The 25,181-nt window shown below is 45.1% G+C and carries 18 protein-coding genes and 1 other RNA gene; 7 read left to right on the forward strand and 12 right to left on the reverse strand.

Annotated features, from left to right (window positions below; genetic code table 11):
• Nucleotides 1-28 precede the first annotated feature (28 nt).
• Entirely contained in the window at nt 29-1,645 is a 1,617-nt protein-coding gene (locus tag AAA943_RS10205; RefSeq protein ID WP_338224138.1) for a CTP synthase, read from the reverse strand.
• Between the two features lie 473 nt (nt 1,646-2,118).
• On the opposite strand from AAA943_RS10205, the gene AAA943_RS10210 reads away from it, so the two are divergent.
• From AAA943_RS10210 to AAA943_RS10230, 5 genes are all read left to right on the forward strand, one after another.
• On the forward strand, nt 2,119-2,523 hold the full coding sequence (locus AAA943_RS10210) for a hypothetical protein (RefSeq protein WP_338224139.1): 405 nt from the start codon (nt 2,119-2,121) through the stop codon (nt 2,521-2,523).
• A gap of 397 nt (nt 2,524-2,920) precedes the next feature.
• Nucleotides 2,921-3,457: a hypothetical protein gene (locus tag AAA943_RS10215; protein ID WP_338224140.1), complete on the forward strand. Its 537-nt coding sequence runs from the start codon at nt 2,921-2,923 to the stop codon at nt 3,455-3,457.
• Nucleotides 3,454-4,875 carry a CCA tRNA nucleotidyltransferase gene (locus tag AAA943_RS10220; protein ID WP_338224141.1) on the forward strand — a complete coding sequence of 474 codons (1,422 nt, stop codon included), beginning with the start codon at nt 3,454-3,456 and terminating at the stop codon, nt 4,873-4,875. The genes AAA943_RS10215 and AAA943_RS10220 overlap by 4 nt, the downstream gene beginning before the upstream one ends.
• Before the next feature lie 28 nt (nt 4,876-4,903).
• Nucleotides 4,904-5,608, forward strand: a complete 705-nt coding sequence (locus tag AAA943_RS10225; protein ID WP_338224142.1) for a tetratricopeptide repeat protein — start codon at nt 4,904-4,906, stop codon at nt 5,606-5,608.
• A gap of 180 nt (nt 5,609-5,788) precedes the next feature.
• The gene (locus AAA943_RS10230) at nt 5,789-7,189 is read left to right on the forward strand and encodes a purple acid phosphatase family protein (RefSeq protein ID WP_338224143.1); all 1,401 of its coding nucleotides are present in this window, start codon (nt 5,789-5,791) and stop codon (nt 7,187-7,189) included.
• On the opposite strand, the gene AAA943_RS10235 is transcribed toward AAA943_RS10230, so the two are convergent.
• The 11 genes from AAA943_RS10235 to AAA943_RS10285 all read right to left on the reverse strand — a co-directional run bounded on the left by AAA943_RS10235 (nt 7,177) and on the right by AAA943_RS10285 (nt 21,938).
• Nucleotides 7,177-7,401: a hypothetical protein gene (locus tag AAA943_RS10235; RefSeq protein WP_338224144.1), complete on the reverse strand. Its 225-nt coding sequence runs from the start codon at nt 7,399-7,401 to the stop codon at nt 7,177-7,179. The genes AAA943_RS10230 and AAA943_RS10235 overlap by 13 nt on opposite strands.
• Nucleotides 7,402-7,514: 113 nt before the next feature.
• On the reverse strand, nt 7,515-8,738 hold the full coding sequence (locus tag AAA943_RS10240; protein WP_338224145.1) for a S8 family serine peptidase: 1,224 nt from the start codon (nt 8,736-8,738) through the stop codon (nt 7,515-7,517).
• 135 nt (nt 8,739-8,873) lie between these two features.
• Entirely contained in the window at nt 8,874-10,316 is a 1,443-nt protein-coding gene (locus tag AAA943_RS10245) for a S41 family peptidase (RefSeq protein ID WP_338224146.1), read from the reverse strand.
• Nucleotides 10,317-10,390: 74 nt separating this feature from the next.
• Complete coding sequence (locus AAA943_RS10250) at nt 10,391-11,101, reverse strand: cell division ATP-binding protein FtsE (RefSeq protein ID WP_338224147.1); 711 nt, start codon at nt 11,099-11,101, stop codon at nt 10,391-10,393.
• Between the two features lies 1 nt (nt 11,102).
• Nucleotides 11,103-11,306: a fructose-6-phosphate aldolase gene (locus tag AAA943_RS10255; protein WP_338224148.1), complete on the reverse strand. Its 204-nt coding sequence runs from the start codon at nt 11,304-11,306 to the stop codon at nt 11,103-11,105.
• Nucleotides 11,307-11,348: 42 nt separating this feature from the next.
• On the reverse strand, nt 11,349-12,008 hold the full coding sequence (fsa, locus tag AAA943_RS10260; protein ID WP_338224149.1) for a fructose-6-phosphate aldolase: 660 nt from the start codon (nt 12,006-12,008) through the stop codon (nt 11,349-11,351).
• A 124-nt stretch (nt 12,009-12,132) separates the two neighbouring features.
• An RNA gene (ffs, locus tag AAA943_RS10265) (signal recognition particle sRNA small type) lies at nt 12,133-12,219 on the reverse strand.
• A gap of 182 nt (nt 12,220-12,401) precedes the next feature.
• A complete protein-coding gene (locus AAA943_RS10270) occupies nt 12,402-15,035 on the reverse strand; it encodes a valine--tRNA ligase (RefSeq protein ID WP_338224150.1) in 2,634 nt (877 codons plus the stop codon).
• A 203-nt stretch (nt 15,036-15,238) separates the two neighbouring features.
• On the reverse strand, nt 15,239-16,618 hold the full coding sequence (locus AAA943_RS10275; protein WP_338224151.1) for a RagB/SusD family nutrient uptake outer membrane protein: 1,380 nt from the start codon (nt 16,616-16,618) through the stop codon (nt 15,239-15,241).
• 12 nt (nt 16,619-16,630) lie between these two features.
• On the reverse strand, nt 16,631-19,609 hold the full coding sequence (locus AAA943_RS10280; protein ID WP_338224152.1) for a SusC/RagA family TonB-linked outer membrane protein: 2,979 nt from the start codon (nt 19,607-19,609) through the stop codon (nt 16,631-16,633).
• Nucleotides 19,610-20,051: 442 nt separating this feature from the next.
• Nucleotides 20,052-21,938 (reverse strand): CocE/NonD family hydrolase, encoded by a 1,887-nt coding sequence (locus tag AAA943_RS10285; RefSeq protein ID WP_338224153.1) that lies wholly within the window; start codon nt 21,936-21,938, stop codon nt 20,052-20,054.
• Nucleotides 21,939-22,108: 170 nt separating this feature from the next.
• On the opposite strand from AAA943_RS10285, the gene fahA reads away from it, so the two are divergent.
• Together fahA and AAA943_RS10295 are read left to right on the forward strand one after the other, a co-directional pair.
• Nucleotides 22,109-23,377 (forward strand): fumarylacetoacetase, encoded by a 1,269-nt coding sequence (fahA, locus tag AAA943_RS10290; protein WP_338224154.1) that lies wholly within the window; start codon nt 22,109-22,111, stop codon nt 23,375-23,377.
• A 245-nt stretch (nt 23,378-23,622) separates the two neighbouring features.
• The gene (locus tag AAA943_RS10295) at nt 23,623-25,134 is read left to right on the forward strand and encodes a hypothetical protein (RefSeq protein WP_338224155.1); all 1,512 of its coding nucleotides are present in this window, start codon (nt 23,623-23,625) and stop codon (nt 25,132-25,134) included.
• The last annotated feature ends 47 nt before the right edge of the window (nt 25,135-25,181 follow it).

Below are 25,181 nucleotides of genomic sequence, written 5' to 3' on the forward strand. Positions count from 1 at the left end.
TTGCTCCTCTTTCAAGAGAGGCCTTATTTTATTTTAATTTTTGGTCGATGGCGGCCTGAATGAATTTGACAAACAAAGGCTGAGGGTTTAGGACAGTACTTTTGTACTCCGGATGGAATTGAACGCCTACAAACCAGGGATGGTTTTTGAGTTCGACGATTTCTACCAATCCGGTTTCCGGATTTTTCCCTGTGGCAAGCATTCCTTTCGACTCAATTTGCTCCAGGTAGGCGTTGTTAAACTCGTATCTGTGACGATGGCGTTCCTGAATTTTTGTTTTTCCGTAGGCGGCAAAGGATTTACTTGATTTTTTGAGCTCGCAAGCATACGAACCCAAACGCATTGTTCCGCCTAATTGATCGATTTTCTTTTGCTCCTCCATCAACGCAATCACCGGATGTGGGGTGTTTGGGTCCATTTCCGTGGAATTTGCCCGCTCAATGTTGAGCACATTTCTGGAAAACTCAATGACTGCTACCTGCATGCCCAGACAGATTCCGAAAAAAGGAAGCTGATTTTCCCGTGCATATTTCACTGTTTCGATTTTTCCTTCAAAACCCCGCTCTCCGAATCCGGGAGCGACCACGATTCCGTTTAATTCGGAAAGCTTGGACTTGATATTGTCCCTGTTCAATTCTTCAGAAGAAATCAGTTTAAGGTTGACCGCACATTCAGCTGCTGCTCCGGCATGAGTAAATGACTCGATGATGGACTTGTAAGAATCAGGTAGGGAGACATATTTTCCGATCAGGCCGATGGTGACCTCCTGGGTGGGGTTTTTGAGCCTCCCAAGAAAATCCTTCCAGCTTTCCAGGTCGGTTTCTGATTTGGTGGACAATTTCAATTTGCTCAATACGCGTTCATCCAGCTTCTCTTTTTTCATCAAGAGGGGAACATCGTAGATGGTTTCGGCATCCATGGCTTCAATCACGCTGTTGAGCTGCACATTGCAGAAAAGAGCAAGCTTCTTCTTCACTTCCATGGGTAGATGATGCTCAGTGCGGCATACCAGAATGTCCGGCTGTATACCAGCTTCCAGCAGCTGCTTGACCGAATGCTGCGTAGGCTTGGTTTTGAGTTCCTTGGCAGCTTTGAGGTAAGGGATCAAAGTCAGGTGAATGACCAGGAAGTTTCCTGGTCCGAGATCCCATCTCGCTTGCCTCACGGCCTCAATGAACGGAAGGGATTCAATATCCCCTACACAGCCGCCGATTTCAGTGATGACGACATCAAACTCTCCGTCTTGACCCAGCTTGTAGAAGTTTCTTTTGATTTCATCGGTGATATGGGGAATGACTTGGACGGTTTTTCCCAAAAATTCACCTTTCCTTTCCCGAGTGATGACGTTGTTGTAAATTCTTCCGGTGGTGATATTGTTGCTTTGGGAAGTAGAAACATTCAAAAAGCGCTCGTAATGTCCCAAATCCAAATCAGTCTCGGCTCCATCCTCAGTGACATAACATTCCCCGTGCTCGTAGGGGTTGAGGGTTCCAGGATCGATATTGAGGTAGGGATCAAATTTTTGGATGGTGACGCTATACCCTCTGGCTTGCAGAAGCTTACCGAGTGAAGCGGCAATTATTCCTTTTCCTAAAGAGGAGGTCACCCCTCCGGTGATAAAGATGTACTTGGTGGATGAGGCCATAAGAAGCTGGGCGGGATGTATTTTGATTGGTTTCTTATGGGGTTCAAAATTAGGGAAATTTCTTGGATCAATCAGGATGACTTTCTGTTTTTTGTGATATTCCATTTCCTATATTCAATAATTAATCTCCCTTTATTTGATGTGTATTTTCAGGGAATGGGAAAGAATAGTATGCTTAATTATTTAATTTTTGGTTCCAGGCAGTTCAATTTCAATATAAATCTTATTCACTTTCGGTGTACCTACTCAGGTCCTATGTCTACTTTTTTTCCCAAGATCCGTGTGATGGGATTGAGGCTGCTTTTCATTGTTTTATCCATATAGATGCGCAGTGCTATGTGAACGGGTTTTATAATATGCGTTAGCTGCCGGATCAAGGAATGATTAATTTAATTTATTTTAAAAAATGTCTTTTTCTTGTTAGGTTTATATTAGTATATTGCATCGGTTTATTAACTATAAATTTTATCCCAATGAGAGAATTAATAAAAGAGTCTATTATAGACTTAAAAAAGACGGACGGTTTCATCTATGTTACCGCAGATGGAAAGAAAATCGATTTACATGAAGCTGCTGCCCGTGGCATCGCAGTGACTCCTGTCAATCCCAAGGACGAAGTGATTAAAAAATTGGAAGCTGCAGGTCTTCACCTCACAGATTCCAAGTTTTTGAATGATTTGAATGATCTAATTGCTGAACTAAGCGGCAAAGCAGCTTCCAAATCAAGCGGGAAAAGAAGAAGTTTTTCTGATGCTGAAAAGTCAAAAATCATTGAAGAATGGAAAAAAGTAGAGGCAGCCGGAAAGAAAACCAAGGCCGCGTTTGCCAGAGAGATTGGTGTTGGATATCAGACATTTATCAATTGGCTTAGAGGCTAATGCTCCAAAAAATATTAAAAAAGGGCAATGAAATATTGCCTTTTTTTTTATGTAATGATAAAGCCTAAAGAAATACCTTGCCTGATCTGAATCTTAGTATATCCGATTAACTTAAAGATACTCCTTCAAGGCTATCAGGCTTTTTTCTACTTAAATCCATCCTGTTTTTTCCTACTTATACTATTTAGATGTATTGATTCGTTTTTGCACATCATTATGCTCAAGTAAATGCTGTTATTTTCTGGATGACAAAATTTGATAGCAAGCTAAGCTGATTTTTTTAAAATCTTGGTGTCTCCATTTTGTCTTCTTTCCGAGAACGTATATTTCTCTTGTTAGGTGTAGCTTTTTGTATCCATTGCATTTTTTTTTTCATCAATTTGGCCAAATCCATCGCGTGATTTCCGATTTTTGGAGTGGAGGGCTGGATATTCTGATTATTTTTGTGCCAAAATATCAGGTTTTGGATCATTCAGCTATTGTTAAGTCTTTCAGAGATTCAGGAAAAGTCACCATCAAAGAAGGCAATTCTCATCTTATTCAACTGGTCAAACCCGAACTGTGGGAAGCAGAAGGGGGGAATGATGGGGTCTTTTTGCTCTTTGACCTTTTTCAGATACGATCGGTTTGTGTCCCTTTTTCTGAAGTTTCTTTGGATATTGTTGATTTCAGTTCCAAACCCACCATTTTTCATAGTCCAGTCAACCCTAGCCTGTCTGCCGGTCCCATCGATCATGGGGAAGTGAAATTTTCCCTGATCCGAGAGCCTCATTGGAACAAATTGTTGTTTCAGCTTTCTCAACCTGTAGTAGCCCGGACAGTACCTCAAGGGCAAGCTGACCATCAGGTTACGGTTTTTTTTCCTCTTCTGATGAAAGGGGTGAAAGAGATGTTTTTAGGTCCTGAAGGAGAAGTAAAAATTCGCAAAGGATGAATTTCAAAAATTACCTGGATCAATTCGAAGTTTTTGGAAAAGTAGCTGCCGCTGCACAGAAGCTAAATCTTCCCACCTATGTGGTGGGTGGATACGTGAGAGACTTGATTTTGGGAAGGGAAAGTAAGGACATTGATTTCACCTGTGTAGGAAGTGGAATCCTTTTGGCCCAGGAGGTCTCAAAAAATTTTGAGCAGCATGTGCCTCTTTCTGTCTTCAAGAATTTTGGAACAGCCATGCTCAAACTTGAAGATTGGGAGTTGGAATTTGTGGGAGCCCGAAAGGAATCTTACCGCTTGGAATCCAGGAAGCCTATCGTTGAAGACGGTACCTTGATGGAGGATTTGGAAAGGAGAGATTTTACTATCAATTCCATGGCCATTTCGCTCAACGCTCAAGATTACGGGGATTTGGTGGATCCACTGGGAGGAAAAGAAGATATCAAAAAGAAAAATATCCGAACTCCCCTGGATCCAGTCATAACCTTTTCAGATGATCCCCTAAGAATGATGAGGGCTGTTCGATTTGCTGCTCAACTCAACTTTGACATCGATCCGGAGACCTTTCAGGCCATCGTGGATGCTGCTCACCGGCTGGAAATTATTTCAGCAGAGCGGGTTATTGATGAGCTCAACAAAATCATTAAAACCCCGAAACCATCCTACGGATTTAAATTACTTTTTGCTTCAGGACTTCTTTCCCGTTTTTTTCCTGAAATGGTAGAGCTGCAAGGAGTAGACTCAGTAGACGATAAGTCTCATAAAGATAACTTTTACCATACGCTTCAGGTATTGGACAATGTTTGCCAGGTTTCGGATGATCTCTGGCTTCGCTGGGCTGCCATCCTTCATGATATTGCCAAGCCAGCGACTAAGCGGTTCAATCCCAAAGTCGGTTGGACTTTTCATGGACATGAGGACAAGGGGGCGAGAATGACTCCGGCCATTTTCAGGAGATTAAAGCTCCCCATGGATGAGCGGATGAAGTATGTTCAAAAATTGGTGCGCCTTCACCTTCGGCCCATCGCCTTGGTCAAGGATGAGGTGACAGATTCCGCTCTGCGTAGGCTCCTTTTTGATGCAGGGGATGATATTGACGACCTGATGAAACTATGTCGGGCAGATATTACCTCCAAGAACAACAAAAAGGTCAAACGCTACCTGGACAACTTTGATAAGGTTGAGGTCAAGCTCAAAGAGGTGGAGGAAAAAGATCAGGTGAGGAATTTTCAGCCTCCTGTAAGTGGGGAGGAAATCATGCAAATCTTCGGAATTCCTCCTTCCAAAGTAATCGGCGAAATCAAAGAAGAAATTAAAGAGGCTATATTGGAAGGCAAAATCGGAAATCATCCCGAGGAGGCCAGAAAACTCATGTATGAAATTGCACGTGAAAAAGGCCTATATCCCAAAATCCAATAAAATTTAAATCCAAAAGTAAATCTTTCCTATGAAAAGAATCCTGTTTGCCTTGCTGATTGTCCTTTGCAGCGGCAGCCTATTTGCTCAGACCAATGATTCCATTCCAAGACTGGATTCCAAGACCAAAAACGCTTTGAATGCAGTGGACCAAATTGCCTATCAGATGGCCCTGAGGTACAACGATCGGGCCATGGCAAAAGCTAAGCTCTATGACCTCATGTCCAGAAACCCTGAGGATATTCGTTACATGGAAGCATTGACCAGCCTATACTTTGAAGCAGGTCAGACCGCTTCTGCGGCCTTGGTGGCATTGGATATTCTGGAATTGAATGATAAAAGTATAGGAGCGTTGGAAATTGCAGCCTATTCCTTGGAGCAGTTGGGCGCGTTGGACCGGGCTCTTCCCCAATACGAAAGCCTTTACCTTCTCACCGGTGATAACTTCAGCCTCTACAAATCGGCTTTTCTTCAATACAGTCTCAAGCGCTACGAAGAAGCAATCAATTCTGTCAATATGCTGGTAAAAAACGCTAAAGCTGATGAAAAAATCGGATTTCCAATCTCAGAAACAGAAACGCAGGAAGTGGCTATCAAAGCAGCAGCCTTAAACCTCAAAGGGTTGATTTATCAGGATCAAAACTCCTTGGCAGAAGCTAAATCAGCTTTTCAAGAGGCAATTTCTTTAGATCCCAACTTTCAACAGGCTCAGGAAAATCTGAAGAAGGTCAATTAATCGAAAAACCCAACAACAAATAGGGCCCAAGAGGAAGTGATCGGCTCTTGGGCCTTTTTGTTTTATGAGAAATCCTTCCGTTTTTCCTCCAGGTTGGCTTTTGATTAAGTTTGATGGGCAGGTTGCTCACTTTGGAATTATTGGTTAGTTTGCCTGACTCATTCTTTTTGCACGCGGCACATGAATTATTTGAATCATCCATCAAAGACCTTCTTTATTTTCATTCTCAGTTGCTTTCCTCTACTGGTCCTGGCACAGGAAGGATTGACCTATCGAGCTCCCCAATTCCATTTGGATTGGTCTAAGCCTTCGCCCTATCCTGACAGAATAGTGGTCAGTTTTGGAGAAAATCCCAGCAAGGAGGCAAGTGTAACCTGGAGAACGGATAGTACCGTAGCCCAAGGATACGTGGAGATTGCTTTGGCCACAGCGGCTCCCAAGTTTTGGAAAACAGGAAAAGCGATTGAGGCAAAATTGGAGGTATTGGATGCGCTTTCGATTCCCGAGGCCAACATTTACGCACATTATCATTCTGTCTCTTTGTCCGATCTTTTGCCGGATCAAATTTATGCTTACCGGGTAGGGGATGGTCAGCGCTGGAGTGAGTGGTTTCAATTCAGAACAGCTTCAGAACAGCCCAACGATAAGTTTTCTTTTCTGTATGTCGGAGATGCACAAAACTATGTCTTGGAGCTTTGGTCAAGGCTGATCAGGGAGGGGTTCAGAACAGCCCCTGAGGCTCGTTTTTTCATCCATGCAGGAGACCTGATCAACAGTGCTCATCGGGAACAGGAATGGCACGAATGGTTTACTGCTGGAGGCTTTATCCATAGTATGATTCCTTCCATGCCGACACCGGGAAATCATGAGTACCGGGCAAAAAACCAAGATGAAGCCAACAGAAAGGAAAGAAGTCTTTCTGTACAGTGGAGGCCGCAGTTTACTTTGCCGCTCAATGGGCCAGAAGGTCTGGAAGAAACGGTCTACTACATGGATTATCAAGATCTCAGGATGGTTTTTCTGGATTCCAACAGAGACCAAGTCGCTCAGGCTATGTGGCTTGAAAAACTTTTGAAGGATAATCCCAAAAAATGGACCATTCTGACCTATCACCACCCTCTCTTCTCTGCCTCAAATGGGAGAGACAATGAGGAATTGAGAAATCTTTGGAAGCCCATTTTTGATAAATATCGGGTAGATCTTGCCCTGCAAGGCCATGACCATGCTTACGCAAGAGGGAGGGTTTCGCCAGGAGAGAATGTAATGGACGGAATGAACCTAAGGGACCAGACCGGGACAGTATATGTTGTGAGTGTGAGTGGGGGTAAGATGTATGATATCGGGGATGACTGGACCGCCAAAGGAGGCCAGCGGGATCGCATTGCCGAAAATACACAACTGTTTCAAGTCATCACTGTGGAAGGGGATCGGCTGAAGTTCGAATCCTACACGGCCATTGGAGAGTTGTACGATGCTTTTGAACTGGTCAAGGGAGAAAATGGAGTCAATCAGTTCATTGAGCTTCGGGTAAATGCCGTACCGGAAAAGACCCACTCCAATACCCTACCTTACAAGGACTGATCTGGAAACAAATAAAAGGCGAGCAGGGTAGTGGCCAAGGAAAGAATTAGGCTGAATCCCATGATTTTGAGGTAATTAGTCTGCCAGTGCTTGCCGTTTCCTCTGGATTCACTTATCAGTTTTCTCATCGGGCGGATAGACATCTGAACCAAGGCAAGGCTACCTAAAAAGTAGACTAAGAATAGTAGCGAAATAGAGGCTATTTTTTCCATAAGACAAAGTAACCCTAAGCTAAGTGATTCTAAAATAGAGGATTGAAACTTAACAGAATATTAACAAAAAGGGGAGGACCAACTAAGTCCTCCCCTGTTGTGTATTTATTGCCTTATCTGACTGCGATGGGATCAGGAGTGCCATCCGGATCATTTTTGACCGTCCCGTCTGTATTGATGTTTCCAAGCAGGAGAATGCCTGCCACATGTGGAGTAGCCATGGAAGTACCGCTGATCGTATTATAACCTCCACTTTTCCAGGTTGACTGTATACTCACCCCTGGGGCACAATAGTCTACCGGAGGATTGCCAAAGTTGGAAAATGAGGCCCATGAATCTGAACTGTTCATTGCCGATACGGTGTACACATGGGTACCATTGGCACTTCCAGGAGAGACGTTGTTGGTATTTTGGGATTCATTGCCTGCTGCTAGTGCAAACTTGATTCCATTGGAAGCTGCTGCTACCACTGCATCATTGACAGCTTGAGAAAAGGGCCCTCCCAGACTCATGTTTGCCACATCTCCCGAATTGCCGGTAGCCCCAACATAGTTGATCCCTGCGATCACCCCGGAATAAGAACCTGAGCCTGTCGCTCCCAAAACTTTGATTGGGACTACCTGAGCTCCTGCAGCAACTCCTACCACCCCAATCGAATTGTTTATGGCAGCAATGGTACCAGCCACGTGAGTCCCATGCCCATTTCCGTCATCCAGGGATCTGCTGTCTTTTCCTGAAGTGAAAGCATTAAATCCTGCGTTGGCGTTGACATTTAAATCGGGGTGGTCCAAGTCAATTCCAGAATCCAAAATGTAGGCTTTATTGCTTCCGGTATAATTAACTGCTCCTCCGATTCTGGTAATTCCCCATGGGGTGGTTTGTCCTGTACTTCCACCTCCACCACCTGGCCTTCCTTTTTGGGCGATTCCCATGATTCGGTCAGGTTCAATGTAGCTTACCGCAGGATCATTAGCCAATGCTTCCGCTTGCTCTTCGGTTAGAGCAATGGAAAAGCCTTCGATGGTATTTCCATACACCTGATCCAAGGTGGATTCTGCTATCCGATACTTGGCCAACAAGGAAACGGTGGTTTTTCTCATCGAAGATTGGACCTCCTCATATCCCATGGATTTTCTTAGGGCAAGTCCACTGGGTTTTAACACCACAATGAATTTGCCGGGAATGATATCCCCGTTTGCAAACTTGACTACAGCCAATTCACTTAAGGCATCAAAAGGGAGATTTTCGTTGGAGGTTTGACAGGAAAAAATCAACACCCCCAAGACTGAAGCAACAGCCAATGGTTTGAATAGATTAGGTAAAATTAATTTTCTCATAAGGTTTCTTTTGTTTAGTGGTTGTTTTTTGATATAACTTTTGGAATCTAATGAGAAAAAAAATTACAACCAATAAAAAAAAGCTGTCCCCATGTCTGGTGGGAACAGCTTTTTTCAAAAGAATATCCTCATTGATCAATTTTCTGAAATTCGGGATTGAATCAAATCACGAATTGGTTTTTGAATTTTAGGATCATCCTCGATCAAATTTCCATAGCGGACTTTTCTTTCCAGCGTACTTCCTACATCCAATCGATCCAATTTCTGGACTCTTGCACTTGAGGCTGCGCCGGTTATTCTTTCGATTGCAGTCCTCAAAAGTAACTCGTTGACGTCGCCCAGAGGACGAAGACGTTCGGAGGATTCAAGTGCTTCTACATTGGCATTGAAGCCATTGATGTAATCGGATTGGTCCAAACTGTTGAAACTGCGGGATACTATCGGAAGCATGCCGTAGTTATTCTCGGGATTGTCTTCGTCTTCAAAGGGAATGGAGCCTACATTTTTTCCTGTCGTAGTCTCCCCGATCAGGAATACATCCATGTAGGGTCTCAATCCATTGATAATCAGCTCAGAAGCGGAGGCGGTTCGCCTGGAGGTCAGAATATAGACGCGGTTGTTTTCTAAAATGGGGCCCAGATTTTGGGCCTTGTTTCGGAAGGTGGTCTGCACATTCTTCAGCTCATCAAATTGCATCAGAAAACTGTTGTATTTGGTCTTAGAAAAAACATCCTTGTCTGTCACTCCAGGAGCAATCAAACTCGCCAAATTTACAGCTGAGGATACGAATCCTCCTCCATTGTATCTGAAATCCACAATCAGATGATTGATACCTTCTCCTTTAAACTTGGCGAATATCTCGTCCATCTGATTATCGTACTGTGTACTTCCGGTGCCCGGTCCGGGGGCAAAGAAGTGATATACCACATACCCGATTTTTTTATCATTTAGGGTATAGATGGTATCCAGGAAATTGGGATTTTCTGCGAGCTGAACGGGTACCAAAGAGACTTCTGCCTGAGGAACAAAGGCTCCTTCAGAATCGCTGAATCGGATAAAGTTTAAGCTATGAGGTTGATCGATGGTGCCCAAAACTACCCGGAAGTTGTCCAGGGTCATCTGAGTACCATTGATCCGGGTGATAATATCTCCCCGGCGAAGCCCCACATTTGCCGCAGGACTGTTTTTCTTGATGTAGGAGATTTCTGCGATTACATTATCGTTGCTTGAACTTTCCCTATACAGGGTAAACTCGTAGCCTGCTTCCAAAGAAACCCCTCCAAGAGAATTGATCAACTCCTGATAGTCCGGATAAATTGCCGAAAAACGGTCCGTTGGCCGGTTCAAAAGGGATTCAAAATAGTCTTCAGGAGTAGAAGTGTTGGCTACAGGAGTTCTCATTTCAGCCAACCACAGGTAGACTTCGTCCATCACTGCCTTTATCCATCCGTTGATGGCTATATTTGGGTTCTCAGGTTCTTCGATCACGGGTGCTGTTTCCTCTTCATTTTTGCATGAAGAAGTCCCAAGTGCAACTAGTGCTACAAATAGCAGTTTTAGGAGAAGTTTACTTTTCATCAGAATACTAATTAATAACTCGATAACGACTTGAGATAAGGGCTTGTTTCTTTTTTATCGAAAAAGCTTGGAGATCAGAAGGAAGAACCAAGAGAAACGTCATGGAGCTGACTGTCAAGCAGTTTTCCTTTTTCGCATTTCAGGACCCGGTAGGGGAATTTTCTCAGCAATTCATGGTTATGAGTAGCCATAAGGATTGCAGTGCCTTTTTTATTGATATCCTGAAAAAGCTTGAAGATCTCATCTGCCACATCCGGGTCAAGATTTCCAGTAGGTTCGTCTGCCAACAATATCGAAGGCTCATTGAGCAATGCCCGTGCAATTACTACTCTTTGCTGCTCACCTCCCGAGAGCTGATGGGGCATTTTCAATAGGGAATCAATGAGGCCGACTTGAATCAATACCTCACTGATTCGTTCTTTGATTTTTGCTATGTCCGTCCAGCCTGTCGCTCTGAGTACAAACGAAAGATTTTCACTCACACTTCTGTCGTAGAAAAGCTGAAAATCCTGAAAGATGATCCCTATTTTCCTTCGCAGGTAGGGAATCTCCGCATTTTTGATTTTTTGCAAGTGAAAGCCTACCACTTCTCCTAGTCCTGTCCTCAGAGGCAAATCGGCATAGAGAGTCTTCAACAGAGAGCTTTTTCCACTGCCTGTTCTTCCGATCAAGAATACAAATTCGTGCTTTTCGACAGCAAAATTAACCTCATTCAGCACAGGAGATTCACCTTGAAAAATGGTGGCTCCAGTCATCTGCAATACAGGCTGTGTACTAAAATCCATATTATAATTCCAGTTTTTGAAGTTTTCCGAAAGGCAATTCCCTGATCAGCTTCTCCAGTTCTTCTTCTTTATCTTCCAATCCGAATTTTTCCATGTTTTTCATGGGTCTATCGGCACGGAAATAGGCTACCAAGACGAAATTCTCGTCTCGAATCTGAATGTAATCAGGAATTTTGGCCTTGCCTTTTACTTTGATAATATACATGATTAGACTTCGGAAAATAGATAAACGGCCAATCTCCTGGATTTATTTGGAGGCAGCTTTGGCATGGTCAGCCAAAAACTGAGCCAGTCCGGAATCGGTGAGCGGGTGCTTGAGCAGACCGGTAATCACTTTCAGGGGGCAAGTCACCACGTCAGCACCGATTTCGGCACACTTGATCAAGTGCATCGTATGGCGGATAGAAGCAGCCAAAACCTCTGTTTCAAATCCGTAATTACCGTAGATGTGAACGATCTGACTGATCAATTCCAGCCCATCGTAGGAAATATCATCCAGTCGGCCGATAAATGGGGATAGGTAGGTAGCCCCTGCTTTTGCAGCCAAAATGGCTTGACCGGATGAAAAAACCAAGGTGCAGTTAGTTCGGATGCCTTCACTGTGGAAGTACTTGATCGCTTTAATCCCGTCTTTGATCATCGGGATTTTTACTACGATTTTATCATCAATTTTGGCTAATTCTTTTCCTTCTTTGATCATTCCGTCGAAGTCGGTGGAAATGACTTCTGCACTTACCTTGTCATCAACGATATCACAGATCGCCTTGTAGTGGGCTCTGACATTAGATTCGCCGCTGATTCCTTCCTTTGCCATTAGGGAAGGGTTGGTGGTCACTCCGTCCAAAATGCCCATGTCGTAGGCTTCCCGGATTTCTGCCAGATTGGCTGTGTCAATAAAGAATTTCATGAAAATAGGTTTTAATGAGTGGAAAATTCGGGTTGAAAGAGCTTTACCCGACCTTGACAAAGTTAGAAGATAATTTAGGAATCGAAATCTTCAGGTAAGGCTATTCAGAAAAAATAGGGCAAAAAAAGAAGCGGCATCGCACCGCTACAACCGCCTACCCTTGCTTCCTTCCGGACCTGGGGGATTCAGCAGGAGCTGGTCGTGCCGCTAGGTCACAAAGGTAAGGCAAAAATGACTCAGGACAATACCTGTTTCGAAAATCATGCTTATCTGTCTTGAATTCAGGGGGAAAAAGTAAATCCGGAGCCTCTCGACTCCGGATTCTATTTCAGATTTAAATAATTATTTACGATAACCAACATCCAAGATCGGTCATCTGACATCGGTCTTTATTTATCCCAATTTCAACAGACTTTCCTCTAAGGCTTTGATTTTTGCTTCGGCGTCGGCTTGCTTTTTCTTTTCCATCTCCACGACCTGAGCAGGAGCTCCTGCCACAAAGCGCTCGTTGCTGAGCTTTTTCATGACTGAGTTTAAGAAACCCCGAGTGTATTCCAGCTCTTTCTTAAGGTTCTCCTTTTCCTCTTCCACATCGATTGAATCTCCCATGGGGATGAAGCATTCGTCTGCTTTTACCACAAAACTCATGGCATTGTCCACATTCTCGGCAAATGACAAGGAAGAAAGGTTGGCCAACTTGATCAATACTGCCTGAAATCGGGAGTAAAGTCCTTCGTTCTGGGTATTGATGGTCAAGTCGAGGGATTCTTTTGGTGACATCCCTTTGGATGCTCTGAGATTTCTAACTTGCGAAACCACCTCAAAGACTTGAACCGCCTCTTCGATGATCTTGGTGTCGTATCCTTTTTCCGCTGGCCAAGATGCCAAGATCAAGGATTCTTCCACCGTTCTTTTCTTGATCTGATGCCAAATTTCCTCAGAAAGGAAAGGCATAAAGGGATGAAGAATCTTCAGAATATTCTCGAAAAATTCAATAGTCTTCCGATGGGTTGCAGGATCGATCGGTTGCTGGAAGCCCGGCTTGATCATTTCCAGATACCAGGAGCAGAAATCATCCCAAACCAGCTTATAGGTCGTCATCAATGCATCCGAAATTCTGAATTTTTCGAAATGCTCGTTGATCTCAGTCAAGGCTTGATGGAATCTGTTTTCAAACCATTCTAAGCTGGCTGCATTGGCAGATCCATCCAGCTTTTTATCGATTTCCCAACCCTGCACCAATCGGAAAGCATTCCAAATCTTGTTGGCGAAGTTTCGTCCTTGTTCGACTAGTTTTTCGTCAAAGGGAAGATCATTTCCGGCAGGAGAGGAGAAAAGCATGCCTGTTCTTACTCCATCAGCTCCGTATTGTGCGATCAGGTCCAATGGATCTGGTGAATTACCCAGGGATTTGGACATTTTTCGGCCCAATTTATCCCGGACTATCCCCGTGAGGTAAACATTCTTGAAGGGCTTTTCTCCGGTGTATTCATAACCGGCAATGATCATCCGTGCCACCCAAAAGAATAGAATCTCCGGGGCCGTCACCAGGTCATTGGTCGGGTAGTAATATTTCAATTCCTCGTTGGGCTGGCCTGTAGAAAATACTTCGGTATCAAAAACCGAAATAGGCCAAAGCCAGGAGCTAAACCAGGTGTCCAGCACATCCTCATCTTGGCTGATGTCCGCCAAAGTCCAGTTTGCCCCGAATTTAGCATTTGCCTCAGTCAAGGCTTCCTCGGCAGTTTTGGCTACCACAAACTCTCCGTTGGGAAGATAATAGGCCGGAATCCGATGTCCCCACCAAAGTTGGCGGGAGATACACCAGTCTCTCACGTTTTCCATCCACACCCGGTACATGTTTTTGAACTTAGGCGGATGCAATTGAATCACATCTTCCATCACCGAAGTGAATGCAGGCTTGGTGATTTCATCCATTTTCAGGAACCACTGCAGGGAAAGCTTCGGTTCGATGACTGCGTCTGTTCGTTCCGAATGGCCTACATTGGACTTGTAATCCTCGATTTTTTCCAGCTGTCCCGCTTCGTCCAAAAGCTTTCCGATTTTTTTTCTGGCGATAAATCGGTCTTCCCCCACGAGGATTTGGGCTTTTTCATTCAGGGTGCCGTTGTCCTTGAGAATGTCGATGACTTCCAGCTTGTGCTTGAGTCCCAATTCGTAGTCATTGATATCATGGGCCGGAGTCACTTTCAGACATCCCGTACCGAATTCCATGTCCACGTATTCGTCCTCAATGATCGGGATGGCTCGATGGATTAATGGGATAAGGGCCTTTTTCCCTTTCAGGTGGGTAAATCTTGGATCGTTTGGATTGATACAGATCGCCACGTCAGCCATGATGGTTTCTGGTCGGGTGGTCGCAATGGTCAAAAACTGGTCTTCAGTCCCCTCTATTTTATAATGGATATAGTAAAGCTTCGAAGCGATTTCCTTCATGATGACCTCGTCATCCGAAAGGGCAGTTTGTCCCTTTGGATCCCAGTTGACCATGCGGATCCCCCGATAGATTTTTCCTTTTTGATACAAATCCACAAAAACCGAGATCACCGCATCGCTCAATCCCGGGTCCATGGTGAAGGCTGTCCGGTCCCAGTCGCAGGATGCTCCGAGTTTTTTCAGCTGCTCCAGGATGATTCCTCCATATTTTTCTTTCCATTCCCAGGCATAGGTTAGGAATTCCTCTCTGGAAATATCCTTTTTATCGATGCCTTTTTCTTTTAAAAGTTGAACCACTTTGGTTTCAGTGGCGATGGAAGCATGGTCAGTTCCTGGAACCCAGCAGGCATTTTTTCCCTGCATTCTGGCTCTTCGGATCAGGACATCTTGAATGGTATTGTTCAGCATATGGCCCATATGGAGCACGCCGGTGACGTTAGGCGGAGGAATCACGATGGTGTACGGTTCCTTGCTGTGGTCAATTTTGGAGGAGAAAAGCTTGTGCTCCATCCAGTAGGCGTACCATTTGGCCTCGGCGGCTGCCGGTTCATATTTGCTGGCAATAGACATACTCAGGATTATTTTTTCGAAGGGGCAAAAATAGCAGAAAAAGGGGAAATGGCCTTGGTTGAAATGGGAGATTCAGTTGTAGAATGGGAGGGAGAGTCATTTGGAAATTATTCTATCCACTTTGGGTTAGAGGGAATGGATTTTTTGAAAAAGCAAAAAAAAACCGACAATGCTGCCGGTCTTTTGTATTAGAAACAAATGTGTTAATCTCCTGAATATTCATCCCAGTTCAACTCAGCCTGTGGATGAGGGAATTGGGTGAAGACAGTTCCCCCATCGTAGCTAGTGGGGATTTCGGAAAGCTTACCATATCTGCGCGCATCAATCCAACGATGGCCCCAAGGCTCTGCCCAAAGTGAATATCTTCTTTGATAAAGGATCTCGTCGATCAGCGCTTCGGTGGTAGTGGCACCGGTATACTCACCAATGCCGGCGGCGTTTCTGATGATATTGATAGCTTCTACAGCCAAGGCAGGTTGGTTAAGGTTGGCGTGGGCCTCAGCTTTCAGCAGAATCAATTCTTCGTTTCGGATGAATGGAATAGATACGGTGTTGGAGGCCCATCGTGCATCCTGATGGGTACCTACCAGAGCCCCCGCGTCTGTAGTCACGGTGACAGGGGTGGTTCTTTGGAAGAACTTGTTTTGTACACGCAAATCTCCTGGAGTGGCATCATCCAACATAGAGGGATGTACTACAATAATAGTGTTGATTGCGGCATCCGGAACATAAAACAGCGGGTTGAATATGTCCGGTGCAGCTCCATAGGGATGGGATGGACCTATTTGCAAAGGGCCGCCCAAATTCATGAAGGACAATTCCAGGGCAGAAAGTACGCCTTGCCAATCTTTGCGATAGGCGTTTAGCCTTGCGGCGATAGCCCTATTCACGCTTCTTAGCCCCTGAATGGTGTTGAACCCGGTGAATCCCCGAGTCAAAATGAAGGGGAAATTACCGGTTCCGGCTGCCGCTAAGTCTGCATCTCCTTCATCCAAGATGGCTTTGATGGCATCCAAGGCTTGGGCATAAGGGACAAACGGTCCCGGATTCAAAGGGTCTCTTACATCCACTCTGATGCCGTTTTCATAGACGAAATTGGCAGGGATCATGAATTGATAGCCTTGGATGGTTTTCGCAAAACCCCTAACTGCACTTTTGGATGTTTCAGGAATAAGACTGGTGTTTTGTGCTGCCAAAATTAGGACATCAGCCTGCTTGATCGCCTGATAAGGAGTGGCCCAAGAACCGCCTCCGGTGCTGCCAAATCCAAAATAAGACCGGTCAGGCACTCGACCGTTTTGTCCTAACCAGTCCGTCTGAAAGCGTGGGTCGGAGGCATTGAGGTACCAAACTTCCCTTCCGAAAGTATTCCAAGCTTGAGAAATATTGGTTACATAACCTCGATGACGTGACTCCAGGCCAGTCACCAAAAACTGGATCTGTTGTGGAGTGGCGTTGTTGGCTACCGAGCCCACTGAGGGGTTGTTAGGATCCTGTACCTCATCGAGTTGCAATGGATTACAGCTGGCTAGAACTGCGGCGGTAATCAGTGCTGAGGCAAAGTATTTTTTTACATTTTTCATGATTATGCCGGTTTAGAAGTCAATAGTTAGGTGAAAGAATACTCTACGAGGAGTAGGGTAGGGAGCAATGTCCACGTTGTTGGCGACGGCCTGAGCTCCAAAGGTAGAGGTTTCAGGATCGTATCCCTGGTACTTTGTAAACAGGAAAGCATTGTTGACCGAAGAGCCCACTTTCAGGTTTTGTACCGTGCCGCCAAACCAGTTGTTGAGGGTGGTTCTGGGAACAGTGTAGTACAATCCAATCTCCCGGATTTTGACAAATGAGGCATCTTGTACCCATCGTCCCGCGTTGTTGAAAGGCGCAGGCGGTCTTTGGCGTCCATTGGGAATTCCATCCCCGTCGTCATCATCAAACCAGCCATTAGTAGTACCTCCACCATCGGTCAGGAAGGAAGTCAGGTTGATATTGTCCCCTCCTTTTTTCCAGTCGATCAGGAAGGAAAGTTCAAGCCCTTTGAACAAACTCAGGGTATTGTAAAAGGACATGTTGAAATCAGGCTGTGCATCTCCCCAAAATGTAAACCCTCCGGGATTGTCAGCATTGGCTGGAGTACCAACGATCGTGGTTGGAGAGTATCCTTCAGCATACAGGAAAGTTCCCAAACCAGAACCAAAGGCTCCAGCGATATAGGTAGGAATACCCAATCGAGTCATCAAAAGATCATTCTTCCAGAACATCACACGGCTAAACCAACGGAAATTGGCTGATTCGATAGGAGTACCGGAAATCGAAAGTTCAATTCCCCGGTTTTCCAGCTCTGCCTCGTTACTAGGTGTAGTGTTCACCCCGGTAGAAGGGGAAAGGTTTAGGTTTTGAATGTTGTTTTGGGTGGTTTTGATGTAATAGGTGGCTTCCAGACTCAATCGGTTGTTGAAAAACCCTGCATCCAAACCAAATTCCAATTCTTTGGCTGTTTCAGGGAGAATCAGGGTGTTACCAATTTGCGTACTCACCACAGAACCGAGCAGCCCTCCGATGTTGGTTCCTCCTAGAGGAGTGAAGGTAGCTCCAAAATTGACCGGACCGGCAGTTTCTCCATAAGCCACTCGTGGCTTGAGTTGGTTCATAAAGCCCACATTCCAGAAATCAAAATTGGCGAGATTGAAGGCCACGGAAGCTCTAGGAAAAGAATAGAACTGATTTGGGTCTCCGTTGAGTGTGGATTTGTCCCATCGAATGCCCACGGTACCGATAATTTTATCTTCCCAGTTTACTTCCTGCTGGGCAAAAATCCCGGCATCTTGAATCCTGCTGTTGAATTCGGAATTGATCTCCTGGATGGCAGCTTGCTGCAAATTGGTTTGGCCGGGCACTAGACCACGTCCTCTATTGAAGATGGCATTGTCCTCAAAGTCCAGTCTTACCAAACCTGCTGAAGTATTCATGTTTACCGAACCCAAATTCCAATTGTAAACCAAAGCAGCCTGGAAGTTGGTATTGAAACTTTCCTGATTTCCTTTGAAGATATCACCCGGATTGGCTTGTCCTCTTTGGAATTGAAGGAATTCCGGTAGATAGATTAAAGTACTGTTTTGTAAGTAATCCAAACCTCCGGAAATCTGCGCTTTCAAAAAGCTGTTATTCGTTTTCAACAAGTCCACATCTAAGGTGAAGGATTGGATAAACCGGTTGACCAAGGAGTTGTTCGAGGCATTATCGGTTACTGCAACAGGGTTTTCGGAGAAGTAGGGATTGACAGGATAGGTGCCGTCGGGATTTCTTCTCAGGTCATAATAATTGGGTACGTAGGCAATGGAATAGCCGATGGAAGCCCCCGTATTGTTTTGATTTCCCGTGAAGCCTCGATCGGTATTGGATCGAATGTAGTTGGAAGATACGCCCAATCGAATGGAGTTGGTGATTTTGTGGTCAATGTTTGCCCGGATGGAATACCGTTCAAATCCTGTATTTCTGACCGTTCCGTCCTCATTGGTAATGTTTCCTGACACAAAAAACTTGGTCTTTTCGTTGCCTCCGGACACATTCAATCGGGTATTGAGTAGGGTCGCCTGATTGTTGTAGAAGTAGTCCTCATAGTCAATAAATGTTCCACTGGCTTGGGCAGCTCTGAAACGCTCCAATTCGATTGGCCTTCTAGCTTCAGGGAAGAAGAAATTGATTTTTTCCTCACTCCAATCATCCACGCCCAAGAGTCGAAGCGGCTGGGCAAATCCGACATCCTGAGAAAGAGATACGGTGGTTCTTCCTTCCTGTCCTCTTTTGGTGGTGATGATGATTACCCCTGCATTTGCTCGGGTACCGTAGATAGCGGCAGCAGAGGGTCCTTTTAGGATTTCAATGGTTTCGATATCGGCAGGGTTGATATCAGCGAGGCGGTTGGACCCATCATCTTGATTGCTCGCTCCGGCACCGGTCACAGTGGCTCGGCCTGTCCTCTGAGAGGCATTGCTTATATAGACGCCATCCACAATGATCAGAGGCTGTGAGGCTCCTGTCAAACTGGAAATCCCTCTAAGCTGAATAGAAATACCCCCTCCAGGTGCACCACCGTTGGACCGGATGGTTGCACCGGGGACTTTCCCATACAGGGCCCCGTCGGTAGTTTGGATTGTGGTGGTTCCCAGAAGTTCTTTGGAAGAGACCGAGGTCACCGCATTGGCAAGATTACTTCTCTTGACCGAGGTGGCCAGACCGGTTACTACTACTTCCTCCAGGTTGGTTGCATCTTGCTTGAGCTTAATGTTGAGGATGCTGACACCCGGAGCTACATTGACCGTCTGGGTCAAGAAACCAATGGAAGAAAAAATCAAGGAAGTTTCTTCATTGGAAGTAATGGTTATTGAAAAACTTCCATCCAGATCCGTGATGGTTCCAGTGGTAGTTCCTTTGACGAGTATACTGGCGCCAATCAGCGGCTCCCCTGTACGCTCGTCAGTGACTGTTCCTGTCAAGGTGAATTGAGCCCAAGCCCAGCCCACCGATCCCCACAGGAACGCCATTGTGAGTAAGGTTTTGTAAAATTTGAACATAGAATTAAGAATTTGTTGGTTGTATCCGAATTTCTCAAAAATTCTTTAATACGGATGCTTTTTAGAATAAATCCAGAAAAAAAAATGATAAACGGGAATTATGTATTCCAATAAGTATGATTTAAAGATTCTTTTTGATTTTTTTAAGGAAAGGAGAATTCAGGTCTTGAGGTAGAGAGTAGGTGGATTTGGAGGCAGATCGGATCAAAATGAAAAAAAGGATAGTCCGAAATCATGTCAATGGGCATCCTCCCTTCTTTTGAAGGGAAGAAGGCTTCGATATCGTTCCGAAAAAGTGACCGACTACCAAAGACTGAAGTGTCAAAAATCTAATGGATACCGGATTTTAGAAGTGGAATTTGGCCAATCGAAGATAAGGCGGATAGTCCTAAGAAATAAAAAAGACCGACATCGCTGCCGGCCTTTTTCCGGGTAGTTTGCCTTATTTTTTAATCAGAGGCAGTACAATCCTGCTTTGGAATTTGCCCCCGTGGTGAATGGAATTGGTGGCAATTTTGCCTTCGGTTTCATCGTAATTGTTTCCTCCGGTATTCATATTTCTGTCAAATCGGGGGAAGTTGGAGGAGGTGATTTCGATCCGGATCTGATGTCCCTTTTCAAAGTAATTGGAGGTGCTCATCGGTGTCATCTTGATTTCATAGACTTTCCCGTTTTCCATCATCACTTCTTTGTCATATCCTTCGCGGTACCGTACCCGTTGGATGGTTTCATCCAGGTTATAGGCCTTTCCGTCAGGATATACATCGATCAGCTTGATGGTCACATCGGTATCCAATACGTCAGAGGATAGGTACAGGTAGCTCTCTATGAAGCCGGATACTTCCACTCCTTCGGCCAAAGGCTCCGAAGTGTAGACCAAGATGTCGTCCCTCAGCTCCATTTCACTTTGGTCAAAAGAACCTCCCTGTACGGCATTTCCGGTACAGCAGACATTTCCTCCATAGGAATTGACCGGGTTCATCGGGTCGTATTTGAAGGTGTCTTTGGTTTCTGCTCTAGGAGCTTTGGAAACTAATTTTCCATCTCCATTTCGGGTATTGGCTTTTCCTTGGGAATCCAAAAAGAAAGGGGTCATCACTGCTTCTTTGGGCGGCCATACCTCGGAAGACTGCCATTTATTGATTCCCATGGTATAGTAGGTTACTTTGGGAAGTTGGGCGATGGTGCCGGATTGGTCTTTTCCTTTGAGCCAAAGGTCAAACCAAGCCGTAATCACTTCGTCATAATTCCATCGTGCATCGCCTACGCTTCTTTCTCCAACGACCGTATTTTCTGTCGCCCGGGTGTAAGCACAGTGTAATACCGGAGCAATTACCAAATATTGATTGTCCCGGGCCATCTGACTGATTGCGTTCTGACGGGCATGGTTGTATAGGGCAATATTGGGTGATGACGAAACATCATACCAAGAGACAAACCACATGCTTGGGGTATTGAAGGGCATATCGTCATGATAAAGTCCTCCCTGATACCAGCGAGCACTGTTTGGTGTTCTGGTGATCATTTCCTCGTAAATTCCCATGGGGCCTTTGGCATTCTTGATAATATCCTGTACCGGAAGGTGAGCCAATCCTTCTTTCCAATCCACTCGTGGATATTCCGGTGCCATGTCATAGAAGCGCTGCAATCTCAATAAATCTTCCTGTCCAATTCCCGGCTGCAATCTGGGGGCCATCGGGTCATGCTGGGTGCTGTAAAGCCATGCTGTGAAAAGCATCTGTCCCGCACCACCTCGGTACCAGTTGCCTTGCTCGAAGTAATCTCCAATTCGGCCTACACCGGCACCATAGCCCTGAGGAACCATCGCACCCAATGCAGGGTGCTGAAGTGAGGCAGCTGCCATTTGCCATTCGGCTGTAGAGGAACAGCCTAAAAGACCGATTTTTCCATTGCTCCATTGCTGTGTGGACATCCATTCAAACGCATCGTAGCTATCCGTCAGGGGAGTTCCGAGAATATCCCAGTTTCCTTCGGAAAAGAATCGCCCTCTTTCGTTTTGTACCACGTAGGCATAGCCTTTTTTCACCCAAGAAAGGGCAGTCTGAAGGGTTCTTTCATTCATTTCTCCGTTTCCGAAGGTGTTGAAATTATAGGGGGTTCTGGAGAAAACGACAGGTACTTTGGCATCCCCCTTGGGTCGATAGATGTCCGTCGCGAGCCGGGTTCCATCCCGCATAGGCATCATTACTTTCTGATCGATGATAGCGATCTCATCGAGTTGGACTAAAACAGGTTTTTCCTGAGCAATTACCAGTGGACTCAGTCCCAGAAAAAACCAAAAAGAAAACAGTATCAGTTTTGATCTCATAGTTTGTTGAGTTTAGAAAACTTAAGTTAAGCACCAAATTCCAAATCGTCGCTGATTTTTGATAAATGGCTTTTTTTAGCCTGAGTCTCACGGATTATCCTCACGGAGGTGTGGTTTGATTTTTCATTTACCCAGATAAGGCTAAATTTGCAGCTCAATAATTTTTACTTATGTCCGACAGTTCGAACCATACCCTGAGTACTTGGGTAGAAATGCCGAATCACTCCGATTTCACCATTTATAATCTTCCCTTTGGAGTTTTCAAAAACAAAAAGCTCAGCCCAAGAATCGGGATAGCGATAGGGGATAAAATCGTTGACCTCAGTGTATTGGATCAGGAGGGCTTTTTTTCCACCTTTTTCCTGCCTGAGGGAATATTTCTCAAGGATTCGCTCAATGAATTGATCGCTTTGGGGAAAACACAAACGCGCAAAATCAGAGAACGGGTACAGCAGCTTTTACTTGCAGACAACGAAGAGTTGAGAGATCATTCTGCCCGAGGAAAAGTGATGGTCAACCGCAAAGAGGCAGAAATGCTATTGCCTGTAAAAATAGGTGACTACACGGACTTTTACTCCAGCATAGAGCATGCAACTAATGTTGGTAAGATGTTCCGTGATCCGGAAAATGCCCTCTTGCCCAATTGGAAGCATTTACCAGTGGGCTATCACGGCCGAGCTTCATCCATCGTGGTCTCAGGTACACCCATGTATCGTCCCAAGGGGCAATTCAAAGATCCGGATATGGACAAGCCTGGCTTTGGTCCCAGCAGAAGACTTGACTTTGAGTTGGAGATGGCTTTCATAACAGGTCGCCCCACTAAACTGGGAGATTCAATCAGTACTGGGGATGCGGAAGAATATATTTTTGGAATGGTTCTGTTCAATGACTGGTCTGCCAGAGATATTCAAGCTTGGGAATATGTGCCCTTAGGTCCTTTTTTAGGAAAAAACTTCGGTTCTTCAATTTCACCTTGGGTAGTCACCATGGAGGCTTTGGAACCCTTTCGCGTGGCAGGACCAGTACAGGAGCCAGAGGTCCTGGATTACCTCAAATGCGAGCAAAATCACAGCTTTGATATCAACTTGGAGGTATACATTCAGCCGGAAGGCAAAAAAGCTTCCAAAGTATGTCAGTCCAACTTCAGCTACATGTATTGGAATATTGCCCAGCAACTTGCCCACCATACGGTGAATGGATGCAATATCAACGTAGGGGATATGATGGCCTCTGGCACTATATCCGGCGCGACAGAAGACTCCTACGGTTCTATGCTAGAACTCAGCTGGAAAGGGACCAAGCCTGTCAAACTTGAGGACGGAGAAGAGCGCAAATTTATCGAGGACGGCGATACGGTAATCCTGAAAGGCTTTGCAGAAAAGGATGGAATACGGGTTGGTTTTGGAGAAGTCAGTGGGAAAATCCTCCCGAGCAAATAATTTACTTGAATTTTCAGATTGAAAACAGTGAAGAAACCTGTCTGAAGAGGCAGGTTTTTTTGTTTTTTGACAAAAAAGGCTAGCTTTATATCTAATTGATTTTCAGATACTTGTTAATCTAGTTTAACAAGCGTATTAGGTTCCCGAAAATAATTTGTCAACGTTCCTTTTCGGGATATTTATCAAGCAATACCCGGTTTCCGGAGTGAATACCTAATTTATTTTTAACTAAAACTCTTCAACTTATGGCTAAGCTAAGAAGCCTTTCCATCACGTCTCCTATCGTTTTTGCACTTCCTTTCAAAAGCGAATGGGCACAAGTCCCTATTGATCTCGATGCTCCTGTCAATTCAGGTGCCTGGGATGATGCCGGTACCCTCAAGTTTTCGCGGGGGGTTGTTTTGGCAAAGAATGATGCCAGATTTCTCTATTTGGCTCTGGATGTAGTCGAGGACACCGGAAATGACACCGGAACCAACGATTATTTCTGGTTGACTTTTGATGTCAACCGGGACCGGGCGATCACTTCCAATTCGGACGTGAACTATGCTCTCTACCCCGGACAACCCAATAAACTGGGTAAACAAAAATACCTAGGACCGGGAAGATGGACTGGGTTGCTTCCGGATACCTCTCTGAGTGAGGTCAGACAGGAATTTGGGTCCAGTATGAATTCACCCAATTCTCACAGGATATGGAAGTTCAAGATTGACCTGAGTGAGATCAATGTGGCTATTTCCTGGCCGTTGAGTACGCCTTATACCTACTTTGGTTTTCGGGTCAAATCCAGCAGTCCCGGTTTTACTACAGATTTTCCCGGAAATTTCTATAAGGACTTCGCCAAACTCCGGCAGTTGGTTCTTTCCCGGAAGCCGACCATTCCCTCCAAAGATTTGGGGCCTGTGGTCGGGAGTGTTGGCTTGATTCCCACTACCAAAATCAATGATTCGGGCAGGGCGACAACGGACCCCGGATATTTCGTGCCGGCGGACAATGCAGCTTTTGGAGGGACGTTGAACCTGATCGGTAACCGAGTGAAAATGCAGAATCTTTGGACTTCGGGTCAGAAAAAATATCAGGTACACATCACTCCTCCGGGAGGGTCTGCCCAAAAGCTGATATCCAATTGGTCAAATTACCGTTGGAATGGGTCTACATACATTTTGGAAACTTTTGGACCGTCCAGCCTCGGCTTCTATGAATTGGCGGATCCGTCCAAGGATTATTCCATTGACGATTTATTGATTCAGTTCCCTACCACGGCACTCCTTCCAGGCCTCTATTCAATTAGTGTGGTGTTTTATAAACGAGTGGGATTTGTTGATTTGCCTGATCCTACGGCGAGTCAGACGATCGATCTGTATATCGATAATCATCTTCCGGAAGTAAATATAGAAAGTATAAAACACGGGAGAACCGAAGTGTCAGCCTGTGCGATTGAGACCATTGGCAATCCTCCCGATGGAATCAATTTCAGGATTACGGCCTTTGATCCTCAGGGTAATTTGCGCGGAGTCAGTTTTTACGCTACCTACGGGGCAGGTCAGTCCACCTCTATATACTCCGAGGGATATGATTCTTCGAAAGGAAATTGGCAAGGTTTTTCAAACCTCCTCATTCCTGCCGGCGGAAATTGGAGACCGCCACAAAGCTGTGCGTATAGCTTTATCGTATCAGCCACCGCCCGGACGACCAATGGGTATGGCTACATAGGCAAAGTATCCAATCACCGAAACTTGACCCTATTGCTGGGCTAAAAGCAAAAAGCCATCTGAAAGTGAATTCAGGTGGCTTTTTTGATTTT

Source organism: Algoriphagus confluentis (genome assembly GCF_036245625.1).
Classification (GTDB): domain Bacteria; phylum Bacteroidota; class Bacteroidia; order Cytophagales; family Cyclobacteriaceae; genus Algoriphagus; species Algoriphagus confluentis.